The sequence below is a fragment of the Streptomonospora sediminis genome (assembly GCF_054778995.1).
On sequence record NZ_BAAGYZ010000114.1, the window covers coordinates 98,496 to 124,199 of the forward strand.

The 25,704-nt window shown below is 72.4% G+C and carries 17 protein-coding genes; 12 read left to right on the top strand and 5 right to left on the bottom strand.

Annotation, left to right across the window (positions count from 1 at the left end; translation table 11 throughout):
* Positions 1 to 42 precede the first annotated feature (42 nt).
* Positions 43 to 2,526: a YwqG family protein gene (locus ACYVD5_RS22515; RefSeq protein ID WP_461003112.1), complete on the bottom strand. Its 2,484-nt coding sequence runs from the start codon at positions 2,524 to 2,526 to the stop codon at positions 43 to 45.
* Positions 2,527 to 2,796: 270 nt separating this feature from the next.
* Between ACYVD5_RS22515 and ACYVD5_RS22520 the strand changes: the two genes are divergently transcribed.
* From ACYVD5_RS22520 to ACYVD5_RS22550, 7 genes are all read left to right on the top strand, one after another.
* Positions 2,797 to 3,456, top strand: a complete 660-nt coding sequence (locus ACYVD5_RS22520) for an RraA family protein (RefSeq protein ID WP_461003113.1) — start codon at positions 2,797 to 2,799, stop codon at positions 3,454 to 3,456.
* Entirely contained in the window at positions 3,453 to 4,601 is a 1,149-nt protein-coding gene (locus tag ACYVD5_RS22525) for a pyridoxal phosphate-dependent aminotransferase (protein ID WP_461003114.1), read from the top strand. The genes ACYVD5_RS22520 and ACYVD5_RS22525 overlap by 4 nt, the downstream gene beginning before the upstream one ends.
* Before the next feature lie 111 nt (positions 4,602 to 4,712).
* Positions 4,713 to 5,330 carry a TetR/AcrR family transcriptional regulator gene (locus tag ACYVD5_RS22530; RefSeq protein ID WP_461003115.1) on the top strand — a complete coding sequence of 206 codons (618 nt, stop codon included), beginning with the start codon at positions 4,713 to 4,715 and terminating at the stop codon, positions 5,328 to 5,330.
* Between the two features lie 320 nt (positions 5,331 to 5,650).
* Positions 5,651 to 6,499, top strand: a complete 849-nt coding sequence (locus ACYVD5_RS22535) for an alpha/beta fold hydrolase (RefSeq protein WP_461003116.1) — start codon at positions 5,651 to 5,653, stop codon at positions 6,497 to 6,499.
* Complete coding sequence (locus ACYVD5_RS22540) at positions 6,496 to 7,608, top strand: DUF3500 domain-containing protein (protein ID WP_461003117.1); 1,113 nt, start codon at positions 6,496 to 6,498, stop codon at positions 7,606 to 7,608. The genes ACYVD5_RS22535 and ACYVD5_RS22540 overlap by 4 nt, the downstream gene beginning before the upstream one ends.
* A gap of 108 nt (positions 7,609 to 7,716) precedes the next feature.
* A complete protein-coding gene (locus tag ACYVD5_RS22545; protein ID WP_461003118.1) occupies positions 7,717 to 9,537 on the top strand; it encodes a gamma-glutamyltransferase family protein in 1,821 nt (606 codons plus the stop codon).
* 262 nt (positions 9,538 to 9,799) lie between these two features.
* Positions 9,800 to 11,239 carry an MDR family MFS transporter gene (locus tag ACYVD5_RS22550; RefSeq protein WP_461003119.1) on the top strand — a complete coding sequence of 480 codons (1,440 nt, stop codon included), beginning with the start codon at positions 9,800 to 9,802 and terminating at the stop codon, positions 11,237 to 11,239.
* A gap of 100 nt (positions 11,240 to 11,339) precedes the next feature.
* Here ACYVD5_RS22550 and ACYVD5_RS22555 read toward each other — a convergent pair whose 3' ends face one another.
* Positions 11,340 to 12,758 (bottom strand): sulfatase family protein, encoded by a 1,419-nt coding sequence (locus tag ACYVD5_RS22555; RefSeq protein WP_461003120.1) that lies wholly within the window; start codon positions 12,756 to 12,758, stop codon positions 11,340 to 11,342.
* A gap of 285 nt (positions 12,759 to 13,043) precedes the next feature.
* On the opposite strand from ACYVD5_RS22555, the gene ACYVD5_RS22560 reads away from it, so the two are divergent.
* The 3 genes from ACYVD5_RS22560 to ACYVD5_RS22570 all read left to right on the top strand — a co-directional run bounded on the left by ACYVD5_RS22560 (position 13,044) and on the right by ACYVD5_RS22570 (position 17,992).
* Complete coding sequence (locus ACYVD5_RS22560) at positions 13,044 to 13,952, top strand: NmrA/HSCARG family protein (RefSeq protein ID WP_461003121.1); 909 nt, start codon at positions 13,044 to 13,046, stop codon at positions 13,950 to 13,952.
* Positions 13,953 to 14,296: 344 nt separating this feature from the next.
* Positions 14,297 to 16,108, top strand: coding sequence for a serine/threonine-protein kinase (locus ACYVD5_RS22565; protein WP_461003122.1), 1,812 nt, complete (start codon positions 14,297 to 14,299; stop codon positions 16,106 to 16,108).
* A 153-nt stretch (positions 16,109 to 16,261) separates the two neighbouring features.
* A complete protein-coding gene (locus ACYVD5_RS22570) occupies positions 16,262 to 17,992 on the top strand; it encodes a serine/threonine-protein kinase (protein ID WP_461003123.1) in 1,731 nt (576 codons plus the stop codon).
* 90 nt (positions 17,993 to 18,082) lie between these two features.
* On the opposite strand, the gene ACYVD5_RS22575 is transcribed toward ACYVD5_RS22570, so the two are convergent.
* Positions 18,083 to 19,042 (bottom strand): NAD(P)-dependent alcohol dehydrogenase, encoded by a 960-nt coding sequence (locus ACYVD5_RS22575; RefSeq protein WP_461003124.1) that lies wholly within the window; start codon positions 19,040 to 19,042, stop codon positions 18,083 to 18,085.
* Between the two features lie 197 nt (positions 19,043 to 19,239).
* Between ACYVD5_RS22575 and ACYVD5_RS22580 the strand changes: the two genes are divergently transcribed.
* Positions 19,240 to 20,388 carry an ArsO family NAD(P)H-dependent flavin-containing monooxygenase gene (locus ACYVD5_RS22580; protein WP_461003125.1) on the top strand — a complete coding sequence of 383 codons (1,149 nt, stop codon included), beginning with the start codon at positions 19,240 to 19,242 and terminating at the stop codon, positions 20,386 to 20,388.
* The gene (locus tag ACYVD5_RS22585; protein ID WP_461003126.1) at positions 20,385 to 21,506 is read left to right on the top strand and encodes a WD40 repeat domain-containing protein; all 1,122 of its coding nucleotides are present in this window, start codon (positions 20,385 to 20,387) and stop codon (positions 21,504 to 21,506) included. The genes ACYVD5_RS22580 and ACYVD5_RS22585 overlap by 4 nt, the downstream gene beginning before the upstream one ends.
* A 139-nt stretch (positions 21,507 to 21,645) precedes the next feature.
* Here the strand turns inward: ACYVD5_RS22585 and ACYVD5_RS22590 are convergent, their stop codons facing one another.
* Together ACYVD5_RS22590 and ACYVD5_RS22595 are read right to left on the bottom strand one after the other, a co-directional pair.
* Positions 21,646 to 24,594 carry a DUF5682 family protein gene (locus tag ACYVD5_RS22590; protein WP_461003127.1) on the bottom strand — a complete coding sequence of 983 codons (2,949 nt, stop codon included), beginning with the start codon at positions 24,592 to 24,594 and terminating at the stop codon, positions 21,646 to 21,648.
* Positions 24,591 to 25,703: an ATP-binding protein gene (locus tag ACYVD5_RS22595; RefSeq protein ID WP_461003128.1), complete on the bottom strand. Its 1,113-nt coding sequence runs from the start codon at positions 25,701 to 25,703 to the stop codon at positions 24,591 to 24,593. Before ACYVD5_RS22595 ends, ACYVD5_RS22590 begins: the two co-directional genes overlap by 4 nt.
* Between the last annotated feature and the right edge of the window lies 1 nt (position 25,704).

A 25,704-nucleotide genomic window follows, 5' to 3' on the forward strand; every position in this document is an offset into this window, starting at 1 on the left:
GCGGGCACCCCCGCCCCAGGCAGTGCGGCCCGCTGCCCGCGGTCAGGGATTGGCGTACATGATGACGTTCACGCGGTCGAAGCGCCGCGCCGCCAAGTCCTGCCGCGTGATCGTCCAGTAGAGCGACGCCATCGGCAGACCGTTCCACTGCGCCAGCAGTACCGGGTCCTGGGGCCGGTCCCGGGTCCAGTTGCCGGCGTCGTGCGGGCCGGACTCGGACACCGGATCGCCGAGGTGGTCGTGGTCCCAGGCGTGGCCGCCGACCTGCCACTCACCGAACTCGTACTCGCCCACCACTTCCGCCCACACATCCCTCAGGGAGTTCGCGTGCGGGTGCACGGCGAGGAGATCGTCGACATTGGTGAAGGGCAGGGTCACGTCGCGACGCATCCTGAGGCCGCCCTTTGACCGGAGTTCCGCGTCAAGATCCGCGGCCGTGTCGTACGCGTAGGGCTCGTAGTCGAGGTTCGTGTCGCGTTCCTCCACAGGAGTACCGGCCGGGACGTACACCGCGCCGCCGAAAGGAAGGGGCTCCAGTTCGGGGTTGGCGAACAAGAGCACGCAGCCGTCCGGCGGAGACGGCAGGCCGCTCGCCTCGGGAGGTATCGCCGACAGGTCGAGTGTCGCGATGAGCTGGTGCTCCACGTGGTACTCACGCCCCGATGACACGAAGTCATTGGCCGGGGTGGGCACGTCGGGCGGAAGCATCAGCGGGCCGCCGAGCCGGGCCGCGACCGGTCCATCGCCGCCGCTCGCCAGGGCCGCGCACGGGCGCGCGAGGCCCAGCCAGCGGTCCGCATCCGCCGGCGGGATGCCCTGGGCGAGCGCTTTCTCGCGGAACCGCTCCAGCCTGTCCAGCACGTCCGCGGGCAGCGCGCGGACCGCTTCGGGCAACACCCCCGGGCCGAACTCCCAGCCGCGCTCCGGTGGTACGGCCGAGGTGTCGCCCAGCTCAGCGAGCCACTCAGCGGCCGATGCGCGCACCTCGGCACCGCCGGAGGGCGCGGACAGGGCTCCTTCGGCGATCGCCCGCACACGCGGGTGCCCCGCGAGCACGCGGCGCGCGGCGCGGCGGTGCCGCGTGTGTCCCAGCGCGAGGTCCGCCAGCCGCGGTACCAGTACCTCGGGCGCCGCTGGGAAGCGTTCCAGAATCCTCAGCATCATCGCGGTCGTGTCGATCGGCTCCACGCCGGGGGCCAGGTCCTCGTCGGCCAGGTCCAGGTACTCATCCACCAGGTCCAGACGCTCTGCGAACAGCGGCCACCACCGGTCGGCGTCCTGCGGGGTCAGCTCGGCTCCGATCAACGCATGGGAATCATCCGGAATCCGCGTGACCAGCAGCGCAACCGTCCGCCGGTCGGCGTCTGCCATCCCGGCCGCGGCCAGTGCGTCGCGAAGCGCGCGGACATCGGGCAACCGCGGCAGCAGCCGCTGCACACCGGGCCAGAAGTCGTCCTCGTAGCGGCACTCCAGGGGGCGCGTGCGCAGCTCGTCCCGGAGCCCGCCGTCCGCCGGCTGCTCGCAGGGCGGGACGGCAAGCTCGGGCGCCGGCGCCCGGAGGACTCGCGCGCGATCGGCCGTGCGCTGCAGGACTTGCTTCCGCACGGTGTCCGGCGGCCCGGAAGCGACCGCCTCCAGCGCTTCCTCCATCACCGCGAGGCCGCCGTCGAGGTCGGTCAGCCGCTTCAGAATCTCCTGCAGGTGTTCGGGCTCGGCGGTGCGCAAGTGCGGCGCCAGCAGTGCCACCTGGACCCGCGCGTCGAGCCAGGCCGACACGGCAAGCGCTTCCGCACGGACCCCCGGGTCCGTGTCGGCGGCCAGCCCGGCCAGGAGCGTGGCGTGGGCCTCGCGCCGCGGTATGCACCGGGCTGGGAGATGGCGTCTGCTGTAGGAGTCGAGTCCGCGGGCGACCTGCGCCAGTTCGCCGCGGTGGCGCTCCAGGAAGTCGTCGCCGGCAGCGGTCTCGATCAGTCGGCGATGCCGGTTCGGCGACGGGACTTCCATAGAGACAAGTACGGTCAGCACCACACGCGGCGCCTCCGCGTGGGGCACACCGCCGCAACGGGCGATGTCGGCCGCGAAGTCCGGTGTCCAGCGCTCGGCCGGGGGTTCCCCGCCTTTCCGGTTGGACGTGCAGAACAGTCGGACGACGTCGTCGGCGAGCAAGCGCAGCCAGGACGGGCCCGGGTTCGGCGCCGCGCCTCCGTTGGCGGCATCGAGTACCCGTCCGAACCGCGCGAGCACATCCGCCGACGCATCCCGGTAGATCGCGCGGCGTCCCGCTTCGGCGGCTTCGCGGGTCCACCCCGGGCACAGCGCCCGCACCGCGTCGATGCGGTCGGCCGGGACGCGGTCCTCCGGCCTGGCGATCATCGCCCGCTGCTCGCTCTGCAGGCTCGGCAGCAGCTCCAAGACATCCGGGTCCGCGCCCTCGGCAACGTAACCGACCGCCCGCCCGAAGGCATGGGCGTCGGCGCTCTTCAGCGGGGCCAGGGCATCCTGCACTGCGCGGACTTGGTCATACATCGTTGTCTGGGCTCCGTTTCGCGCCGACCGGACCGGAGGCGCCACCGTAACGGAGCCCTGGGACAATTGGGGCGCCGGCGGGCGCACCGATCACCGCAACCGCCACAACGGCTTCGGCGGGGCCGTCCCCCGGGCCGGACCGCGCGCTCTGCGACCGCCCGCTCCCGGCCGGCGCGGTATCCGGGCGGCTCGGACCATTGTCGGCGGACTACCGGGCGACTATGCTGGCTTATCTGAGATATTCACCCCATTTAAGAGTGGAGTATCGCCGTGTTCATAGCTGCGCCAACGGACAGCGTGTCCATCGTTTCGGGCTGGGAGCGCCCGGCAGCGGCGGAGACCCGCCGGCTGGGGGAAGTCCCGACCGCCAACGTCGGCGATGCGCTCCAGCGCATGACCGTGCTGGACGGCGGCATCCGGCCGCTCACCCTGCGCGCCGCCCTCCTGGGCAATGCGCTGACGGTGGACGTGCGGTCGGGTGACAACCTCGCCATCCACCGGGCGCTCGACGATGCCCGGCCGGGCGACGTGCTGGTCGTCAACGGGCACGGCGACATGACCCGCGCGCTGATCGGCGACCTCATCGGCGAGATCATGGTCAATACCGGGATCTCCGGCGCAGTGGTCGACGGTGCCGTCCGCGACGTCCAGGCGCTGTCGGAGATGGGCCTGTCCGTCTACGCGCGGGCGACCACGCCCGCCGGACCGTTCAAGGACGGGCCCGGCGCCATCGGTGCACCGGTGGCGGTCGGCGGCGTGGTGGTGGCGGCGGGCGACGTGCTCGTCGGCGACTCCGACGGTGTCGTGGTCGTCCCGCGGCACCGCGTGCAGGAGGTCGTCGACGCGGTCGACGGGATCGGCGAGAAGGAGGAGGCGCTCCGGCAGCGCATCCTCGCCGCACGCCCCGACCGTCCGGAGGCGGCCCGATGACCGCCCTGCCGCCCGCCTTCCGGATGGGGGAGCTGCGGCGGAGTTCGCGGCGCCCGGCCCTCGCCCCGGCCCCGCCGGGGTCCGTCTCGCTGGCCATGGGCGAGCCGGACTTCCCGACACCGCCACCGGTGGTCGAGGCCGCCGCGGCCGCCCTGCGCGCGGGGCACACCCACTACGCCGACCAGAAGGGGCTGGTGGAACTGCGGGCCGCGCTGGCGTCCGGATTGCCGGCGCTTCCCGGCCGGCCGTGGAGCGCGGACGACGTCGTGGTCACCCACGGCGCAACCGCTGCGCTGGCGGCGGTCGTCTTCGCCATGATCGGCCCCGGCGACCGCGTGGTCATCCCCGAGCCCGCCTACTCGCTCTATGCCGACCTGGTCGTGCTTGCCGGTGGCACCGCGGACTTCGTCCCACTCGGCCCGGACCTGCATTGGGACCTCGCAGCGTTGGCCGCCGCGCTGCCCGGTGCAGCAATGATGATCTTCTCGAATCCGTCGAACCCGACAGGCATCGTGCACCGCGAGCAGGAACTCAAGGCCCTCGGCGACCTCCTCGACGGCTCCGGTGTCCTGGTGGTCAGCGACGAGGCGTACCACCGGCTGGTCTACCCGGGCCACAAGCTGACTCCGGCACCGGCGGTCGACTCGCTGCGCGACCGGACGGTATACGTGCAGACGTTTTCCAAGACATATGCGATGACCGGCTGGCGGGTGGGGTACCTGGCCGGGCCGCGCGAGGTGGTCGATGCGGCGGCGCACGTGCACCGGACCCTCAACGGCTCGGTGAACACGGCGGTCCAGCACGCGGCTCTTGCCGCCCTCGATCTGCCCAACGGCGCCGTGGACGCCATGGTCGACAGGTACCGGCAGCGCCGCGAACTGGTGGTCGCCCACCTGTCGGACGTTCCCGGCCTGCACCTGGTGCCGCCCGAAGGAGCCTTCTACGGGTTCCTGCGCTACGACGCCGGTCTCGGCTCCGAGACGGTCGTCCGCGAGCTCGCCGCGCGGAAGGTGCTGGTCAGGGCAGGCGCCGAATACGGACCCTCGGGCGAGGGGCACATCCGGATCTCGTTCGCGGCCTCCGCCGACGACCTGCGCACCGGGCTGGCCCGCATCGTCGGCTACCTTGGCGTTGGGAGGTCCTGACGGAGCCGGCCGTGCGTGCCGCGCAGCGCCCCGCGCACGGCCGAGCGATCGAACGCACCGCCCTCGGAGGCGATACCCTTTGCCTGCACTTCTACGAGGCGGAGGAGGCCCGTGACCGACCAGCAGGCCGCTCCACGCGGGGGGCGCAAGCTGCGCAGCGACACCCGCCGCAACCGCCGGCGCCTCCTCGAGGCCGTCGGCGAGCTTGCCCGTGAGGCGCCCGACGCGCTCACCATGCAGGCGGTCGCGTCGCGCGCGGAGATCGGCCCGGCCACCGCCTACCGCTACTACTCCTCGATGGACGACGTGCTCGCGGCCTATGTGCTCAGTGTCGTCGAGGAGCTGCACGACTTCAGCACGGCCTCGACCGCGCAAGGGCGGCCGCTGTTCGACACCGTCGTGGAAAAGTGGGTGGACCTCCTCGCCGAGCACGGCCCGGCGCTGGTGCAACTCCGGTCCAGGCGGGGCTATCTGGAGCGGCTCCACAACGGCAACGAGATCATCGCCGCCATGCACGCCGCCTGGAACGGGCCGGTGCGGGGATTGCTCGACGACAGCGGGCTCCCGCAGGACATGCTCGAATACGCCCTGTTCCTCAGCAACATGATCTTCGATCCGCGAGAGGTCCAGGACCTGTTGCAGGAAACCGGTCTGTCCCGCCGGCAGGTCATCACCCGGCTGACCGAGGCCTACCGCGGTGCGTTGCGCGGGTGGGCGCAGGCGGGCTGACCGCCCCGCCGCGGGCGGCCCCGGCCCGCCCCGGGCCGCGACCGCCCGCCCGTCTGCCCAGTGCCGACAGGTCCGGCAGGTCCGCCGGCTGCAGCGCGCCGCCGGACTCGGCCGGCCGCCGGCCCGGATCCGTGCGCCGCCGATGGCCGCGGCACCAGTGCAGCGGCACCGGTGGCACCGGCCCGGGCAGCGGTGCGCCCGAACCCGCCGAGCACACGCGAAATCCGGGCAGCAGCCGCTGGAGCATTATGGCTATTACATGATACGTTTCTCTCAATTGGTACATATATATGAACACGATGCCGGCCAGGAGGTCAGCGGTGGCAGCACAACCGGTAGAGGGCACACCAGCCGAATCGGCCGAACCGGCCGGGTCCACCGTGCGGGCGGGGGAACTGGAGGTGGGGTTCATCGACGGCGGCGGCGCTGGTGTGCCGCTCGTGCTCGTCCACGGCGGCGAAAGCGACCGCACCCAGTTCGCGGCGCTCCGCGCGCGACTCGGCGCGGGGGTACGGGCGATCTCCTACGATCAGCGCGATTCGGGGATCACCGTGAACCCGCCGGTTCCGTACACGCTGGACGTCCTCGCCGACGACCTCGTCGCGCTGCTGGATGCGCTGGAGCTGCCGAGTGCGCACCTGCTGGGCACCTCCTTCGGCGGCGCCGTCGCACAGCACGCGGCGCTCCGGCATCCCGAACGGGTCGCATCCCTCATCCTGGTCGCCAGCACGCCGAGCTTCGCAATGGGCAGCGCGGCGGTCAACGAACTCCTTGAAATGTCCCACACCGAACGCAAGAACGCCGCCGCCGACTTCTTCTTCACCCCCGGGGGACGGGCCGAGGCGCAGGCCCGGCCCACTCAGACGCTCACCGCCCGCAGCCCTGAGCAGAGTGCCCGCCGCCACGATGCCGCTCGGCAGCACGAGGTCCGGGACCGCCTCGCCCGGATCGCCGCACCCGCCCTGATCGTGCACGGTACGGAGGACCGGTTGGCGCCCTACGCCGGCGCCGTGCTGATGGCGGAACGGATTCCCGACGCCGAACTGCGCAAGATCGAAGGCGGGCGCCACGGGATCGCCGTGGAGTTCGCCGACACGGTCGCCCGCTCGGTGCGCGAGTTCCTCGGAGTCGAAGGCGCGCCCGCGTCCGATGGGACGGCACGGCGATGACCGGCACCGACCGCGAGGTCGCCGACCGGATGGCCGAAGCCGCCCGGGCGTGGCTGGACTCCCTGGACGCCGAACAGCGCAGGACGGGGGTCGGACCGGCGCCGGGCGCCGGCGACGCGGCCGAGGCCGAACGCACCCGCTGGTTCTACACGCCCACCGACCACGGCGGCCTGACCTTCCACGAGCAGCGCCCCGCTCAGCACCGGTTGGTGATGCAACTGGTGGCCACCGGCCTGTCCGAAGCCGGGTACAACACCGTCGCCACCGTGCTCGGCCTGGAGAACGTGCTCGACCGCTCCGAGGGATTCTCGGTGAACTGGGGGCGGGAACGCACTCGCGACCCGGCAATGTACTACCTGCGGGTTTTCGGTGAGCCCGGCGGATCGCAGCCGTGGGGATGGCGGTTCGGCGGCCACCACGTCTCGCTGAACAACCTTGTCGTGGACGGGCGGGTCGCCGCCACCACGCCGTGCTTCCTGGGCGCCGACCCGGCCGCGTCGCCACTGCTGGGCGGCGCGGCGCTGCGCCCGCTGGGCACGGCCGAGGACCTCGCCCGCGAGCTGGTCCGCTCCCTGCACCCCGACCTCGCCGCTCGCGCGGTGCTGCTGCCGACCGCCCCGAACGACATCGTGGCGGGCAACAGCCCCCGGGTCGATGACCGCGTGGTGAAGCGCAGCGAACTCTGGCGCCCCGGCCCGCACACCCCGGACCGCGCCGAGCACCCGGCCACCGGCCTCGACGGTGCGGACCGGCGGGCGCTGGCGCTGGGCCCGCCGCCCAAGGGGGTGCCGGGCGCCGAACTCGACCCGGCGCAGCGCGAGCTGCTGCGCTCCCTGCTCGGCACCTACCTCGACCGGGTCCCCGACGGGGTGTCCCCGCTGCCCCGTTACGACGACCCGGCGGCGCTGGATGCCGTGCACCTCGCCTGGGCCGGCTCCACCGCGGCGGGCGAGCCGCACTACTACCGCTTGCAGGGGCCGCGGCTGCTCGTCGAGTGGACCAACATCCACCGCGGCGTGAACCACGCCCACGCCGCGTGGCGGGATCCGGAGACCGACTTCGGCGGCGACGTGCTGGCCGCCCACCACGCCGCCCACCACGCGCCATAAGCCGCCGCGTGCCACGTGCCACGTGCCACGCGCCACGCGCCACGCGCCACGCGCCACCAGACGCAATACGCCATACGCCATACGCCATACGAACGGAATGTGACAGCCATGGGCGGTCAGCAACCATCACCCGCCGGCACTCCCCCGCACACGTCGCGCCCCACGCTGCGCGGATCCTTCGGCATGTGCGCGTCGACGCACTGGCTGGCCTCCGCAACGGCCCAGTCCGTGCTGGAACGCGGCGGCAACGCGTTCGACGCGGCCACGGCCGGCGCCTTTGTGCTGCATGTGGCCGAACCCCACCTCAACGGGCCGGGCGGCGACCTCGTCGCCGTGCTGGCGACCGCGGCGGACCCGGCGCCGCTGGTGCTGGCGGGGCAGGGCCACGCTCCGCGGGGTGCCACCATCGAGCACTTCCGAGCCGAAGGTCTCGACCACGTCCCCGGCGCGGGCGCCCTTGCCGCCGCCGTCCCCGGCGCCGTCGACTCCTGGCTCTGGCTGCTCGCCGAGTTCGGCACCTGGGAACTCTCCGACATCTTGGACTACGCCGTCCACTATGCCGAGCGCGGCGTTGCGGTCGTGCCCCAACTGGCGGGCGTCCTCGCCACGGTCGAGGACCTGTTCCGCACACACTGGCCGGCGTCGTACACGCAGTGGATGCCCGCAGGACGGGTCCCGCAGGCATACGACACGCTCGTCAACGCCGACTACGCCGACACTCTGCGCCGACTGGTCGCCGCGGGCACCGGCACGACGCGAAGCGCGCGGATCGACGCCGCGCGGCACACCTGGCGGACCGGTTTCGTGGCCGATGCGGTGGCGGCGTCGGCAGCCGTACCGCACCGCCATTCCTCGGGCGGAGACCACGCCGGAGTGATCACCGCTGCGGACTTCGCCGACTTCCTGCCATCGGTCGAACCCGCGGTCAGCGCGGAGTTCCGGGGCACCACGGTGGCGAAGGCGGGCCTGTGGTCGCAGGGACCCGTGCTGCTGCAGGCCCTCACCATGCTCGACCACTTCGGCGACGAGCGGATCGATCCGTCGACCGCCCGCGGGATCCACACGATCACCGAGGCATTGAAGCTGGCGATGGCCGACCGGGAGGCCTACTACGGCCATCTGGATCCCGAGGACGCGCAGGCCGTTCTGCGCCGTCTGCTGTCCCCCGCCTACAGCAAGGAGCGCGCCGGCCTGATCGGCGCCGCCGCCTCGACCGCGTTCCGGCCCGGCGACATCGGCGACATCGGCGTCGCACCGTACACTCCGCCGCTCACCGCCGAGCAGCCCGACGTCCCGGCCGACGGCGTGGGCGAACCCACCGTGCAGCAGACCGGGGAGACCCAGGGCGACACCTGCCACATCGACGTCGTCGACCGCTGGGGAAACATCATCTCCGCCACACCGTCGGGCGGGTGGCTCCAGTCGTCGCCCGCCGTGCCCGGCCTCGGCTTCGCGCTGGGCACCCGGCTCCAGATGACCTGGCTGGATGCCGCTGCGCCGTCGCGCCTGGCACCGGGGCGGCGCCCCCGTACGACGCTGACTCCGACCCTGCTGCTGCGCAACGGCAGCCCGGTGGCCGCGCTGGGCACACCAGGGGGCGACAAACAGGACCAGTGGCAGCTGATCTACCTGGTGCGCACGCTGGCTCTGGGCATGGATCCGCAGGAGGCGATCGACGCACCGGCGTTCCACACCACCGCGGCGCCGAGTTCGTTCTGGCCGCGGACCCGGACACCGGCGGGATTGGTGGTCGAGGAACGAGCGGGCGAGGCGGTTCTCGGCGAACTGCGCGAACTCGGCCACGACGTGACCGTCTCCGGGCCGTGGAGCCAGGGCCGGCTGTCGGTCGTCACCCGCGATCCGGACACCGGGGTCCTGCAGGCGGCGGCGAACCCGCGCGGCGCCCAGGGATACGCGGCAGGGCGGTGATCGGACGGGTGCGCCCGCGAAGCCCGGTGAGCGCACCGATGACCATGCAGGAATGCCCGAATATCAAAGCTGAGACGGTCATTTCTGCATGGTCATCAACGGGAACCCCTCGGGACCGTGGGTAGAAGGGGGGCGGGCCCTGGAGCCGCGGTTCGGGCCGAGCGCCGGCCGGACCTCCAGGGCCCGATCCGGGCGGGCCGGCCATGGCCGGCCCGCGCCGGTCACCGCATCATGGAGACGGAGTCGTCCTTTGCGTCGTCTGTTGCGTCGTGTCGAGTACAAATGGCTGGTCGCGGTCACGTTCGTCTTCGGGCTGATCATGCAGATCCTCGACGTGACCATCCTGAATGTGGCACTGGCGACGCTGGGGCGCGAGTTCGGTGTCGACGAGGGCACCCTGCAGTGGGTGCTGACCGGTTACATGATCAGCCTCGCGGTCTTCATCCCCGCATCCGGCTGGATCAGCGACCGGTTCGGCAGCAAGCGCACCTTCCAGCTGGCCGTCCTGGTCTTCACCTCGGCATCGGTGCTGTGCGGGTTGGCCACCGGTATCGGGTGGCTGATCGCGGCCCGGGTCCTGCAGGGGGTGGGCGGCGGCATGCTGGTGCCGGTCGGCCAGGCGATGCTTTTCCGCGCCTTTCCCGCACATGAACGGGCGAAGGCTTCGGCGGTGCTGATGATCCCCACGAGCATCGCTCCCGCCCTGGGGCCGGTGCTGGGCGGTTTCCTGGTGGAGTATGCGAGCTGGCGCTGGATCTTCTTCATCAATGTGCCCATCGGCGGGCTGGCACTGCTGTTCACCTTCCTGTTCCTGCGCGAGGAGACCCAGGAGCGCGCCGGCGGCTTCGACATCCCCGGGTTCCTGCTGGCCGGTGCGGGATTGGCGAGCCTGCTGGTCACCCTGGACCGCGGGGCGCAGGAGGGCTGGGGCGAGCCGTCGGTGTGGGGCGGCCTCATCGCCGCTCCTGTGCTGATCGGCCTGCTCATCTGGCGGGAACTGTCGGCACGCGAGCCGATGCTGGACCTGCGCCTGCTGCGGCAGCGGCTCTTCGGGGCCGGCAACGCGGCGCTGCTGTGTATCACCGCCGGGATGTTCGGGGTGCTGTTCCTCGTGCCGCTGTACATGCAGAACCTGCGCGGCGCCTCGGCGCTGGAGGCCGGGCTGGTGCTGATGCCGCAGGCGCTGGGCATGGTCATCACCACGCAGTTCATCAGCCGCCTGTATCCGCGGATCGGGCCGCGCCGGCTGCTGCTGGCGGGGCTGGCCCTGATCGGGTGCCTCAACCTGTCGTTCCAACTGGTCGGGCTGGCCACGCCGTACTGGATCCTGGGCGGGTTGATGTTCGTCCAAGGGATCGGCATGGGCACCTCCATGGTGCCGCTGCAGGCCGCGACGTTCGCGCGGACCCCGCCCGCATCCATGGGGCGGGCGACGTCGCTGTTCAACGTCAGCCGCCAGGTCGCCACGGCGACCGGTGTGGCGGTGCTGTCGACCGTACTGGTCATCCGCAGCCAGGCCGAAACCGCGGCCCTGGGCGCGGCGGCCTCAGGCGCGGCCCGTGCCCAAGCCCAGATGGACGCTTACCACAGCGCATTCCTGGCGGCGGTGGCCTTTGCCGTCCTCGGGCTGGTCGTTGTTTCGCGGATCCGCGATTCCGATGCCGCGCCGAGCATGCGCAGCGGTGCGCCGGCCCAGCGCTGAGGGCGCCGCCGACCGGACGCGGGGGCACCGGTCCGGCCGGCCTGCCCCCGCCCGTGCACTCAAGCTGTCCGCGCGCGGCCCCCGCTGCAGCGGATCGCGGCTACGCGCCGGCGAGGTGGTCGGAGGTGTCGCCGTACTCCTGCTGCAGGGATTCGAGCTTGGCGGTCAGCTCGGCCACCACCTCGGCATAGGCCGGGTCGGCGTAGCGGTTGCGCAGCTCGTCGGGGTCCCGCTCCAGGTCGAACAGTTCCCACTCGGGTTCGCGGCGCCCGCCGCGGGCGCCCGGTTGGCCCGAACCGTGCCCGGGATAGTGGATCAGCTTGTGCGTCCTGGTGCGGACGCCGTAGCACGCCTGAACGTTGTGGTTCACGTCCAGATGCTCGAAGTAGCGGTAGTAGACGGCGTCGCGCCAGTCGCCGGGGTGCTCGCCGCGCAGCAGCGGCACCAGGCTGCGGCCCTGCATCCGCGGGTGCGGTGCCACCCCGGCCAGATCGAGCAGCGTCTGGGCGTAGTCGACGTTGGCGACCAGTTCGGCGCAGGCGCTGCCCGGCGGTGTCACGCCCGGATGGCGTACGACCAGCGGGATCCGCATAGCGGGGTCGTACATGAACCGCTTGTCGAACCATCCGTGTTCACCGAGGAAGAAACCGTGGTCGGAGGTGTAGACGACCGCGGTGTCCTCGGCGAGCCCGGAAACGTCCAGGTAGTGCAGCACCCGGCCGACGTTCTCGTCCAGGGCGGCGACCACGCGCAGGTAGTCCTTGATGTAGCGCTGGTAGCGCCACTCGAACTCCTCCTCGGCCGATAGCCCTTCGGGCACCTCCGCCTTGAGGTCCTCCGGCGTGAGGTCGGACATCCGCATCTGCGCCTCGCGTGCGGCCGAGGCCCGGTCCGACAGATCGTCGTGCAGGGTGGCCGGGGCGGGGATGTCCTCGTTCTCGTAGAGGTGGCGGTGCCGTTCGGCCGGTTCGAACGCCCGGTGGGGCGCCTTGTGCTGGACGAGCAGGCAGAAGGGGCGGTCGGGGTCGCGCCCATCGAGCCAGTTCAGGCCGAGGTCGGTGATGATGTCGGTGACGTAGCCGGGATACTCCCGCTCGCCGCGGGCGGTGACGAAGGTCGGATCCCGGTAGACGCCGTGCTCGGGCAGGATCTCCCAGTGGTCGAACCCGCGCGGGTCGTGTCCGGACCCGTGGCCGAGGTGCCATTTGCCGACGATGGCGGTCTGGTATCCGGCTTCCTGCAGCAGCTCGGGGAACGCGGGCTGGTCGGCGCGGAACTTCTGGCGCGGCTGCTCCAGGGTGGTCATGCCGTGCACATGGCTGTACGTTCCGGTGAGCAGTGTCGCGCGGGCCGGCGAGCAGATCGCGTTGGTGCAGAAGGCGTTGTCGAAGCGCATCCCCTCGGCTGCCAGCCGGTCGACGGCGGGCGTCCGGTTGATCACGCTGCCATAGGTGCTGATCGCCGGAGCGGCGTGGTCGTCGGTCATCATCACAACGATGTTGGGGCGTCCGTTCGGCACGCGGCTACTTCCTTCCCCCAGCCCAGGCGGGCCGCATTGGTTCAGGTCATGATGCACCTTCCGGTCCGCCCGACAGGAGCCGGGGGCGCTCTTCCACCCCAAAGGCCCATCCCGGCCCTGGCGCCGATGCCGGCCCCATACCGTCCGCCGACAGTACGGCCAATGCCCGCGGCGGGGCGTCGGCCGCCTCTGCGGTTGCTAAGTGGCGGGGGCCTCCGTATTGTTGCGCTGCAAATGGCGGGCCTCGCCATTTATCTGCGTTCGTTTGGCAACCCGAGGAGAACCATGGCCACAGCATCCGCCCCCGTCCTGGTCACCGGCGCCACCGGCCGGCAGGGCGGCGCCACCGCACGCGCCCTGTTGGCCGGGGGTATCGGCGTCCGGGCACTGGTACGCAACCCCGCCGCCGACCGGGCGCAGGCCGTCGAAGCGCTCGGGGCCGAGTTGGTCACCGGCGACCTCGACGACCGCGGCTCCCTGATCCGGGCCGCCGAAGGGGCCCGCGCCGTCTTCTCCGTCCAAATGCCCGACATGGCGGGACGCGGCTTTGCCGGCGAGGTCGCCCAGGCGGCCAACCTGATCGAGGGCGCGCGGACCGCCGGGGTGCCGCAGTTCGTGCACACCTCCGTCTCCGGTGCCGGGCAGCACGGCGCCTGGGTCGCGGACCGCTGGTCGTTCCTGCAGCCGTACTACGCCGCAAAGGCCGGGATCCAGGACCGCGTACGGGAGGCCGGGTTCGCGCACTGGACGCTCATCAAACCGGGCTACTTCATGGAGAACCTGCTCCCCTCCGCGGAGATCATGTTCCCCCGCGGGGTCGAGGGCGGCCTGGTGACCCTCCTGAAGCCCGATACCCGGCTGTCGCTCGTCGCGGCCGATGACATCGGCAGGGCCGCCGCGGCGGCCGTTGCCGAGCCGGAGCGGTTCGGCGGGGTCGAACTGGAACTGGCGAGCGACCACCTGACGATGGCGGAAATCGCCGCGGTCCTCTCCCGCAACCTCGGCACCGAGCTCACGGCTCCCGACATGACCGAGGACGCGGCCTCCGCCGCCGGAATGCCCAGCATGGGCTTTGCACAGGCGATACTCAACGAGTTCGGCCACCCCGCCCGCCCGGAGTTCGCGCGGGAACTCGGGATCCCCCTCACCTCCTTCGAGGAATGGGCGCGGGACCACCTGCGGGCAGCGGCCTGACCAACGGCGGACCGGCCGCAACCGGCCACCTGCAACGGTTGCGGCAGCGGCGGGCCGCCTGCGGAGAAGGGGGAACCGGGGGCGGCGGGCGGACCGGGAGCGGAAGCACGCGCATCACCGGGCCGGTCGTGGCAGGCGGCGCGCGGCGGACCGCCAAGCGGGCGGTGGCGGTCCGGCCCGGCCGCCGGTCGGGGCCGGCGCTGTCCCGCCTTGCCGGGTCTATGGCGAGGGTCGGCCTGTGCGGTACGATGCCAGGTTCGTCCAACGCCGGACACGCCCGGTAGCCGGGAGCGTCCGATGGTTCGCCGCCGCCCCGCCCCCCGCCTATCCCCCGGAAGATCCCAGTGCACAGTACTCCTGATCAGTTCGCCGCCGCCGGTCTTGCCCCCCGCACTGACAACGACCCCACCGAGGTCGGTGGCTACCGGGTCGTCGGGCGGTTGGGGTCGGGCGGGATGGGTGCCGTCTACGCGGCCGTCGACAACGGCGGCGCGCCGCTGGCGCTCAAGGTCGTGCACCGCCAGTACGCCGCCGACTCCGAGTTCCGCGCGCGCTTCGCCCGCGAGGTCGACCTGCTGCGCCGGGTGACCGGCACCTGTGTGCCGGGATTCCGCGACGCCGACACCAAAGGCTCCCGCCCGTGGCTTGGTATCGAGTACGTGCCGGGTCTGACCCTGAAGAAGCACATCGACCGGAACGGCCCGCTGAGCGGCGACATGCTACTAGGACTGGCGGCCGGGATCGCCGAGGCGCTGCAGGTGGTGCACGCCGCCGGGATCGTGCACCGCGACCTCAAACCGGGCAACGTCATCCTCGCCCCGTCAGGGCCCAAAGTGCTGGACTTCGGGATCGCCCGCGCGATCGAGGAGTCCGCGATCACCCGCACCGGCGGCCTCTTCGGTACCCCGGGATGGCTCGCACCGGAACAGTACCGGGGTTCCGGCCCCGCCCCGCAGTCGGACCTGTTCGCCTGGGGCGGGCTTGTGGCCTACGCGGCCACGGGCCGGCGCCCATTCGGCTCGGGCACAGCCGACGAACTCGCCTTCCGCACCCTGGAACACGAGCCCGACCTGGCGGGGATTCCCGAGCAACTGCTTCCGCTGGTCGCCGCGGCGATGGCAAAGGACCCGGACCAGCGTCCCACCGCCACCCAGGCGCTGGATGCGGTCACCGCCATGTGGACGGGCAGTCCGCAGATCACCAACGATGAGGCGACCAGGGTCCTGCCCGGCCTGCTGCAGCAGCGCTGGACCGCCATCAGGGGCGCCGATGACGCCACCACCACGTGGAACAGCCTCGCCCCGCCCAAACGCTCCCGGTGGCGCAACCGCAAGGTGCTGATGCCGGTGGCCGCGGCGCTGGTACTGGTGCTGGCCGGAGGCGCGGGCACCGTGCTCTGGCAGCGCACCCTGGGCGCCCCCGACGGGGAGGAACAAGGGCAAGGGCAGGGCGGCGGTAACGGCGGTGAAGGCCGGAACGGCGGCCAGGCGGGCGGTGACGGCGCCGGTGGCGGCGGGCTCGGCGAGATCGACCAGGGCGGCGCCAACCTGCGCCCCACCGACTCCGGCGACGGCTTCGCGGTCGGCGCGGTGCAGGTGCAGAACATCTCCCCGGAGACCATCGAGGTCGCCACCAAGCAGGCGCACAGCAGCGGCGAGGCGACCGTCGGGGATTGGGAACCGCAACTGCACATCAGCTTCTCCTCCGCCGAACGGCAGGGCGACGACGTCGTCTTCGACGGCAGCGCCGAATACTTCCGCGACGCGGGCAGTTACACGCTGCACACCCAGGACTTCCAGGCCATGGAGTTCCGGCTGCAGCAGGAGGACATCGAGAACCTCTACAACCGCGGCTGGGACCGGTTCTACCGCTCCGACGACTCCGAGGTGCTGACCACGCTGGACGCCGACCAGCCCACCGGCGAGTTCACCCTCACCATCCACGATGTCCCGCCGGAGAACGAAAACCCCGCCGCCAACCCCGTCACGGAGCACGAGATGCGCTACCTCCGCTACGAAGCTCCCGAGCAGCTGTGGGGACACACCCTCACCGATGTCGAACGCGACGGGTACGGAGTGTGCTACCAGGAGGGCCCCGAGTGGCACGACCAACAACCGATCACCGGCGGCGAGGGCGGCGGGATGCCGTGCGGCTGACCCCGGCCCGGGGGCCGGTCCGGGCAACCGGGCCGAGCCGCCGGCGCCGCATGCGGCGCACATCCGATCCGCACAACATCCACGCAGGCCTGCGCCCCTGCAGCCCTGCGGTTCCGCAGCCCGGCACCGCCGCACTGACACGGGAACAGGCCAATGACCGACACACCCCCCACGTACTTCTCCCCGCTGCTGGACGGCGACCCCGCACGCATCGGCCCCTACACGGTGGTCGGCCGCGTTGGTGCGGGCGGGATGGGGACCGTGTTCGCCGCCCGCGACCGCCGGAACGGCCAGCGCGACCGGCAGGACCAGGGCGGCCGCTACGTCGCGGTGAAGGTGATACTCGACGAGCTCGCGACTGATCCCGAGTTCCGCACCCGGTTCGCGCGCGAGGTCGACCTGGTACAGCGGGTGCACAGCCCGTGCGTGCCGGCGTTCTGCGGCGCCGACACCGACAGCGCCACCGCGTGGCTGGCCACCGAGTACGTTCCCGGGCCCACGTTGCGGGAGTACCTCCGCACGAACGGCGCGCTGACCGGCGGCAAGCTCCTGGGGCTGGCCGCCGGTCTCGCGGAGGCGCTGCGCGCCATCCACGGCCAGGGCATCGTGCACCGCGACCTCAAACCGGGCAACGTCATCCTGGGGCCGTCGGGCCCCAAGGTGCTGGACTTCGGGATCGCCCGCGCGATCGAGGAGACCGCGCTCACACGTACCGGCGGGGTCGTCGGCACCGCCGGCTGGATGAGCCCGGAGCAGTACGGCAGCGGCCGGCTCACCGAGCAGTCCGACATCTTCTCCTGGGCGGCGCTGGTGGCCTTCGCCGCCACCGGCCGCGAGCCGTTCGGTACCGGTGCGCCCGACGCGCTGGCCTACCGGGTGATGCGGTCCGCTCCCGATCTGGAGGGCACGCCGGCCGAACTCCGGCCGCTGCTGGAGGCGGCGCTGGCGAAGGACCCTGCCGCCCGCCCGACGGCGGGGGCGGCGCTGGCGGCCATCGAAGGGCTGTGGCGCGGCACCCGCACCCCGCATGCCGCACCCACCGGGGATCCGGCCACCGCGGTCGCCGCGCTGCTCAACGCGGAGTGGACCGGGATGGAAGCGGCGCCGCCGAAACCGCCCCGCAAGCCGCGCCGCCGCGCCCTGCTGGTCGCCACAGCGGCCGCGGCCGCTGTGGCGCTCGTGGGCGGCGGGGCGTTCGCCACCCCCGTAGCGCTGGACATGCTGGCCGGGCAGAACGAGCAGGAGGGCGAGAACGGCGGCGGTAACGGCGGCGCGGACGGCGGAAGCGGAAACGGCGGCGGCCAAGCGAGCGGAAACGGCAACGGCGAGGGCCAAACGGGTCAGGGCGGCGGGGACGGAAACGGCAACGGCGCGAACGGCCAAGCGGGCGGGGACGGCGGCCTGCCCGAGGCCGCCATCGACCAGATCACCGGCGGAAGCAACAACGACAGCGCCACTGCCGAGGTCGGCTCCGCGCAGAGCAACGTCGCCCTGTTCCGGGCGCACTTGGGCGGCGGCATCGCCGCCACGCAGATCTTCGTCCACAGCCCCGAACCCACCGGCGACGGGATTCGGTTCACCATCAACGGGCAGTCCGAAGGGGTTCGGGCCGCCGCACCCCGATTCACCCAGGACTCATGGCAGGTGGTCGCAGGCGGCGAAACGCTGCCCCCTGGCGGCACGGAGTTCGCCTACGCCCCCGAGCCCCAGGTGCCGCAGGGTGAGGAGTCCAACGAATTCACCCTCACCATTCCCGGAGCGCCGGAAAGCGGCCTGCTGGCCTTCCAGGGCCCGACCACCGACGGCGGCACGCTTCCTTGGGTCGGGATCTGCTACGACGCCGCCGACGACCTCTTCACCACCGAGTACGCGGAGTGCACCTGAGCGGCGGCGGATCCGGCGGCCCCTCCCGGGCCGACGGCCGCCGCTGCCGGCGGACAGCGGGTCGGGCGGGCTGCGCGGCGCAGCCCGGAGTCACCCCATGTCGATGACGATCTTGCCCTGGTTGTCCCCGGCGGCGAGCCGCGCGAACGCCGCGGGAGCATCGGCCAGGGGGTAGACCCGGTCGGTTTCGGGAACGGCGGTGGCGCCGCCGGTGACCAGGGCGGTGACCGCCTCGAGGTCGGCGCGCGACTGCGGTACCCCCAGCACCCGCACCCGCTTCGATGTCCGCCACCGGATCAGCGGTCCGGCGGCGAGAGTCGCGAGCAGCACCCGGGTGCGGCCGCCGACCACGAGGTACTCCCCGCCGGGGCGCAGCGCCTGGTGCACCCGGAAGGGCAAACGGTGCGCGACGAGGTCGACGACGCGGTCGTAGCGGCCGCGGTGATCGGCCCAGTCCTCGTCTTCAAAGGCGACCGAGTCGTCGGCGCCGACCCGCAGCAGGTAGTCGGCCTTGTCCGCACGGTCCACGCCGGTCACCGCGGCACCGAGATGCTTGGCGAGACCGATCACGAGGGCGCCGCCGGCTCCCCCGGCACCGTTGACCAGCACCCGCTCGCCCGGCCGCAACCCGCGCGTGGCCTGGAAGGCGATACAACCGGCCTGCGGGAGCACGGCTGCGTCCAGGAAGGACAGCCCGGGCGGTTTGCGGGCCAGCAGCCGCGGCGGGGTCGCGACGTACTCGGCGAGCCCGCCGCGGTATCCGGCCAGTTCCCCGAACACCTCGTCGCCCGGCGCGAACCCGGTCACCGAATCGCCCACCGCCGCCACGGTGCCGGCGATGTCCGAGGCGGGCACCGGGTTGCGCGGGCGCCGCAGCCCGCCCAACCGCGTGTAGAAGGGCCGCCCGGCCAGGTTCTCGCGGTCCGATCCGTTCAGCGACGCGGCCCGGATCCGGACCAGCAGCTCGGTTGGGGCCGGAACCGGCTTTGGGAGGTCAGCGGCGGTGACGACACCGGCCGGTCCGTAGCGCTCCTGGATGACGGCTTTCATACGGAGGGCCCCTGTCTCGCAGCAGCTGGGTGGCATCAGCTTAGCTGGCGGCGGGTGGCGGGTGTCCGGTCTGCGGCGGCTTGACCGTCCCGAATGGGCGTGGTGTTATCAATTTGTGCTGATACATCCGATCACCGCCCCTGCAGGAGCCGCCCACTCCGCCGGCCCCCGCCGGCCCGGAGCGGACGCGGGTGCGCATGCCGGCTGAACCGGAGGGTGCCGCGGCGCCCGAGCCAACGGCCGCCCGCTGGGACGTCGTGGTCATCGGGGGCGGCCAAGCGGGGCTCGCGGCCGGCTACTTCCTGCGCCGCGCGGGCCTGGAGTTCGCGGTCCTGGACGCCGAGGAGCGGCCCGGGGGCGCCTGGCAGCACTACTGGGACTCCCTGCACCTGTTCTCCCCCGCCGAGCACAGCCCGCTGCCCGGATGGTGGATGCCGCCGCAGCCCGGCCGCGAGTTCCCCTCCGCCGCACACGTCGCCGACTACCTGACCGCCTACGAGCAGCGCTACGGCCTGCCCGTCCACCGACCCGTCCGTGTGCGGGCGGTGCGCGGCGACAGCGGGGGGCTCGCGGTCGAATCCGGGTCCGGCGTATGGCGCGCGCGGCGGGTGATCAGCGCCACCGGCACCTGGCGGGCCCCCTATGTCCCCGCGTATCCGGGGCAGCGGGAGTTCACCGGGCGGCAACTGCACACCTCCGGGTACCGGCGCCCGGAGGAGTTCGCCGGGCGCCGGGTCCTGATCGTCGGAGGCGGCAACTCCGCCGCCCAGATCCTGGCCGAGGTGTCCGCCGTGGCCGAAACGACCTGGGTGACACGGCGCCCGCCGCGGTTCCTGCCCGACGGCGTCGACGGCCGCGTGCTGTTCGACGTGGCCACCCGCAGCGCCGCCGCCCGCCGGGCGGGACTCGCCGACGGCGGCGGGGTCGCCGCCCTCGGCGACATCGTGATGGTGCCGCCGGTGCGCGAGGCACGCGACCGCGGCGCGCTGCAGGCCCGGCCCATGTTCGCCGCACTGACCCCCAATGGCGCCCGCTGGCCGGACGGCGCCGAGGAACCGTTCGACGCGGTCATCTGGTGCACGGGTTTCCGGCCGGTCCTCACCCACCTGGGGCCGCTCGGTATCCGCGGCCCCGGCGGCCGGATCGCGGTCGACGGCACCCGCAGCACCGCCGAACCCCGGCTGCACCTGCTCGGCTACGGCGACTGGACCGGCGCCGCCTCGGCCACCCTCATCGGGGCGGGCCGCACCGCAAAGACCGCGGTCGCCGAGATCGCGGCGTCGCTGCGCGAGGAGGCCGGCGGCGGCCGGCTCCACTCGGCGGCGGCACCGGGTGACACGGGTTGAGCGGCCCCGCCGACCCGGCGGGCGCGCCGCCTGCCGCGGCCGGAGAACCCGCCAAGGCCCCCACCGGATGGCGGCGGGTCGCGAAGTGGCTCACCCCGGCCACCATCCTCGCGGCCGTTACCGCCGCCTTCGTCGTGGGGGGTGAAACCATGCCCAAGGAACCGGTAAGCGCCGAACTCGGCCGCGCACTGCCCCGGATATACGGCACATTGAACTCCGTGGCGTTCAGTCCCGACGGCACGCTGCTGGCAACCGCGAGTGCGAGCGGCACGGCATACCTGTGGGACACCGCCTCCGGCCGTGAGGTCGCCGCCTTCCGACACGGCGACGTGCTGTTCTCCGTTGCGTTCGCGCCCGACGGTGAGACCCTCGCCACGGGCGGCCGCGACGGCACCGCCCACCTGTGGGACACCGCCACCGGCCGGGAGATCACCACCGTCACCGCTGCTGCGGGACCGCCTCCGGCAGTGGCCGGAGATACCCACGTGGTGTTCTCGGTCGCGTTCAACGCGGACGGCACGGTGCTCGCCACGGGAGGCCACGACACCGTACAGCTGTGGGACACCGCCACCGGGCAAAAGCTCAGGGCCTTCGACGGCACTGAGGCCGCATTCAGCCCCGACGGCGCGATGCTCGCCTATGTCGGTGCCGACGATTCCACCGTGCGGGTGGTCGACACCGGCACGTGGCGGCAGGCCGCCACCCTCGACGCGCAAAAAGTGAACTCCGTGGCGTTCAGTCCCGACGGGACGATGCTCGCCACCACCAGCGCCCAGCACGGGCCGCGCAGCGAATCCGACACCGCCCGGGTGTGGGACACCGGCACCGGCCGGAAGATCAGCACCCTCTCCGGCCCCGACTTCGGGGTCGCAGCCGTGGCGTTCGCTCCCGACGGCGGCACCATCGCCGCCGCGAGCAGCTACGCCCGCGGCGCGGACCGCTTCTCGGTGCGCCTGGTGGACACCGGCAGCTGGGAGGAGACCACCACCCTGATCGGCGAGGGCGACCGGGTCAACTCCGTGGCGTTCGCCCCGGACGGCACCACGCTGGCCACCGGCGGCGGCGGGTTGCTCTTCGGCACCGCAACGCTGTGGGACATCGGCGGCCACGTCTCCTGACCGGTGGTCCGGTGGTCCGGTTTGCCGGCTGCTCTGCTGAACGGCTGCGCTCCCGCCGGGCGCCGCCAACGCTGCCGCCCGCGCCGGGCCGGCGCGGGCGGCAGCGTTGTGCGGGCAAAGACACTCCCCGGACCCGGGGTCAGGCCCCGGCCGGGGCCGCGGTGAGCAGGTCGGCCGCAGCCTCGGCGGTGGCGGGGTACCGGGTGAGCAGCTCGGTGACCTCGGCCGGCACCTGCGAGCCCGCCGGACCCGAGCCGCCCGCCGCGCCCGCCTGCGCCGCTGGTTGCGGCCACTGCGGATCGCAGCCGAGCAGGGCGGCCACAGCGTCGCACGCCGCGGGGTGCCCGTTCAGCAGGTCGGTCACCGGTCCTGTCGGCGCCGCCACTGCGGCGGGCTGTGCCGGAGCCGGAACCGCCGACCAGGGCGGCACCCAGGAGTCGAGGGCCGACAGCGCCGCCGGGAAGGTGCGGCCCGCCTCGCGGATCAGGATGGGGACCATCTCACCCGCGTTCTCCCGCAGCGTCGTGATCAGGCTCGGCAACCAGGGCAGCAGGACCGGGTCGGGCAGCCGGGCGAACGCGTCCGACATCAGCTCCACGACGAACGGCGCCAGCGCCGGAGCCGGCGAGAGCGCCTGCACGAACCCGCTCAGGTACTGCGGGAACGCCGGGACGACCAGCGGGTTGTCCAGCAGCGCGGCGCACCGGGCGCGGAGGTCGTCCGACGACAGCAGGCCGAGCTGGGTCTGCGCGGCCCACAGCAGCGCGGTCTTCGCCGGTTCGTCGGGGTGCGACTGCTTGACCGCGAGTTCGAGCTGGGTGCGGTCGCACCCCAGGGACAGCGCCACGTTCTCCAGCGTGAACAGGAACCCGAGCATGGCCGCGAGCTGGCGCACCCCGGTGTCCTCGTCGGTGAACGATGTCGGCAGCAGCGTGCAGTAATGCGCGTAGCCGGTGGTCACGAACGACTCGCACCAGGGCGGCAGCGAGGACTCCGCGGCCCGGTAGTAGGCCAGCAGGCTGCGGAACCGGCGCAGCACGTCGGGCGCGTGGTCGACCGTGCGTTCGGCGGCGAGGAGCTCGACCGCGCGTGCGCCGAGTTCGGCGGTGACACGCCGGCTGTCGAGGTACCGGATGGAGTCCTCGACGGCCGCCAGCGCCGTGGCCGCGGTGGCCATGGGATCCCACACCGACGAGCGCAGGCGCTGCTCCAGCACCTGCTCGACGGTGACACCCTCGTAGCCGAGCTCGATGAGGGCGCGCTGGTCGCGGCCGAGTGACACGTCCCAGCTCTCCTGGGTCGACCGCTCCCCCAGCTTGCGCGAGCCCATGATCGAGCGCACGATCCCGCTGGGCAGCAGGTGGTGCAACTGCCACAGCAGCCGCGAGCACGGCTCCAGCGCCGGGTCGGCGTTGAGGTCGATCAGCACCCGCTGGATCGTGCGTTTCTTGGGGTCGATCCCCAGGGGCGCCAACCGGTCGAACACGTCGCGCGCCAGCGGCGGCATCGCGTCGTAGCCCACCTGGCCGACCCGGTCGCCGCCGAGCAGGATCTCGCACAGCCGCCGCACGTCGCGCCGGCCGGGCACGGTCTCCTTTTCGATGCAGGTGATGGCCGCGTCCTGGAAGTCGTACGGTGTCGGACGCTCCCGGTTGCGCATGCCGGCCAGCAGGATCGAGGTCTCGTACACGGCGATGGCGTCGGCCGTGCTCGCCGGGTAGCCGTTGCGGCGCGCCAACCGGACGATGTCGACGCACCAGTCCAGGAGTTCGGCCTCGTCGAGGCGGTTGGCGGCCGGCGGGCTGGACAGGAACCCGCTCAGCCGATCGGCGACCGGTCCCTGCGCGGCCGCACCGGCACCGGTGCCGGTCTTGCGTTGCCGGCCCCCGCGTTTGCGGGTGCCCTGCTGGCCCTTGAGCTGGAAGGGGGCCGCGCCGCCGTTGGCGAGCTGCTTCTCCCAGGTGGCCGTGGAGATCGACACCGACCCCGGCGCGAGGCCGAACTGCGCCTCGATGGCCGAGTGGCTGGACGGGACGAGCCCGTACAGCCAGGTCGTGCCGGTGCGCGGGCCGATCTCGAACCCGGCCGAGGAAGCCGCCGACCCGAACTGCTCGACCCCGCTGGCGGCGTGGGCGGCGCCGCACACGTAGATGCACTGCTCGGGGTCGCCACCGGACTCGGCCAGGTGCTCGCGGATGCGGGCCCACATGTAGCGTTCGCGGTCCTCGTCGCCGGCGCTGCGGGTGCCGCCGGCCGGGGCCAGGCGCCGGAACAGGCTGCCGATGAGCACCATGACCTGCCGGTAGACGTCGTAGTCGGCGCCGACCAGCGGCTGCTCCACGAACTGGTCCCACCACTCCGACCAGTGGCGGACCTTGCCGTGGTGCAGCAGGTGCTCCTCCAGTTCGGCGAAGCGGGGCCGCAGGTCGCCGATCTCGACGCCGACCGCGTCGCCGTGCAGGCCGGCGGAGTCGTCCTGCCCGTCGGGATCGGCGCCCGCGCCGGCGCCTGCGCCCGGGGACGCAGCCGCGGGCGCGTCGTCGGCTTGATCAGCGTCCGGTGCGGCGGCGGGATCGGCGGACAGCTGCGGGTCCCACTGGAACACGTGGTCGACCGAGCGGTCCACCAGCACCAGTTCCACGCCCGGGGTATCGAGGGCGTAGGCGATGGCCTGGTACTCCGCCGACGCCTCGGTGATGGGCGCGATCACGCTCAGCGGCCCGGCACCGGACGGGAAACCGTCGAGATCGGTGGCGAACGCCTGGAGCGCCACCGGCAGGCGGCAGTTGCGCAATTCGCCCAATATCGGGCGGAGGTCCTCGCACAACTCCAGGTAGACGACCTTCGGCTGTTTCGCCCGCAGCCGCCGCGCCATCGCCAGAGCCGACGAAGGCGAGTGGTGGCACACCGGGAAGACCTCGACCGGTTCGCGCAGCGCCCGGTCGACGTCGTCGACGATGCCCGACAGGATCTCGGCGACCGATCCGGACGTGCCGGCGAACTCGGCCGCGGCGCCGAGCAGTTGGTTGCGCAGCGAGTCGAAGGGGCCGGATGGGGCAACGATGGGGTTGGTGGTGTCGGCGCTCATGAGAGGGTTTCGATCGCCTGCTTGCCGCCTTCGAGGAACTCGGACCACGAACCGCCGTCGGACTTGCTGCGGGGCTCGATGACCCCGTGCCAGAACTTGTTCAGGATGGTGAGGTCCTCGGGGGTGCGCCGCGCCAGCGAACCGACCATCGACCCGGCGAGGGTCTCGGCCCGCAGGGTGCGGTCGCCGAAGAAGTGGCTGTGCAGGATCGCGTCCTCCAACACGCCGATCTGCTCGGCCGTCGACAGCGCCGATTCCAGCTTGTCGTCCTCGCTGGTGGCCGAGGCGGCGGCGGTGCGCAGGTCGGCGAAGCTCTGCAGCAGGATGTCGAGCAGGGTGGGCGGTACCTCCAGGTCGATCTCGTGCCGGCGCAGCAGTTCGGTGGTGCGGAACCGGACGATCTCGGTCTCGCTGCGCTTGTTGGTGACCACCGGGACGCGGACGAAGTTGAACCGCCGCTTCAGGGCCGAGGAGAGGTCGTTGACGCCCTTGTCGCGGCTGTTGGCCGTGGCGATGATCGAGAACCCGGGCTTGGCGAACACCGTGTTGTCCTCGTCGAGTTCCGGGATCGACACATACTTCTCGGACAGGATCGAGATCAGGGCGTCCTGCACGTCACTGGTCGAGCGGGTCAGCTCCTCCAGGCGGCCGATGGTGCCCTGCTCCATGGCCGTCATGATCGGCGAGGGGATCATGGACTCGCGCGACTGGCCCTTGGCGATCACCATCGAGACGTTCCACGAGTACTTGATGTGGTCCTCGGTCGTGCCGGCGGTGCCCTGGACGACGAGGGTGGAGTTGCGGCTGATGGCCGCCGAGAGCAGTTCGGCCAGCCAGCTCTTGCCGGTGCCGGGGTCGCCGATGAGCAGCAGGCCGCGGTCGGAGGCCAGGGTCACGATGCTGCGTTCGACAAAGCTGCGGTCGCCGAACCACTTCGGCGGGATCTCGCGGTCGAGCCCGTCGGCGCGCTCGGAGCCGAGGACGAACAGCCGCACCATCTTGGGGCTGAGCCGCCACGACGTGGGCTTGGGGGCGTCGTCGACGGACTCCAGCCAATCGAGCTCCTCGGCGTACTTGACTTCGGCGGGGGCGCGGAGCAGGTCGGTCATG

Coding starts and splice junctions, on each gene's coding strand:
- ACYVD5_RS22515 (WP_461003112.1), bottom strand. CDS start 2,526: ATGTATGACCAAGTCCGCGCAGTGCAGGATGCCCTGGCCCCGCTGAAG.
- ACYVD5_RS22525 (WP_461003114.1), top strand. CDS start 3,453: ATGACCGCCCTGCCGCCCGCCTTCCGGATGGGGGAGCTGCGGCGGAGT.
- ACYVD5_RS22540 (WP_461003117.1), top strand. CDS start 6,496: ATGACCGGCACCGACCGCGAGGTCGCCGACCGGATGGCCGAAGCCGCC.
- ACYVD5_RS22545 (WP_461003118.1), top strand. CDS start 7,717: ATGGGCGGTCAGCAACCATCACCCGCCGGCACTCCCCCGCACACGTCG.
- ACYVD5_RS22560 (WP_461003121.1), top strand. CDS start 13,044: ATGGCCACAGCATCCGCCCCCGTCCTGGTCACCGGCGCCACCGGCCGG.
- ACYVD5_RS22570 (WP_461003123.1), top strand. CDS start 16,262: ATGACCGACACACCCCCCACGTACTTCTCCCCGCTGCTGGACGGCGAC.
- ACYVD5_RS22575 (WP_461003124.1), bottom strand. CDS start 19,042: ATGAAAGCCGTCATCCAGGAGCGCTACGGACCGGCCGGTGTCGTCACC.
- ACYVD5_RS22580 (WP_461003125.1), top strand. CDS start 19,240: ATGCCGGCTGAACCGGAGGGTGCCGCGGCGCCCGAGCCAACGGCCGCC.
- ACYVD5_RS22590 (WP_461003127.1), bottom strand. CDS start 24,594: ATGAGCGCCGACACCACCAACCCCATCGTTGCCCCATCCGGCCCCTTC.
- ACYVD5_RS22595 (WP_461003128.1), bottom strand. CDS start 25,703: ATGACCGACCTGCTCCGCGCCCCCGCCGAAGTCAAGTACGCCGAGGAG.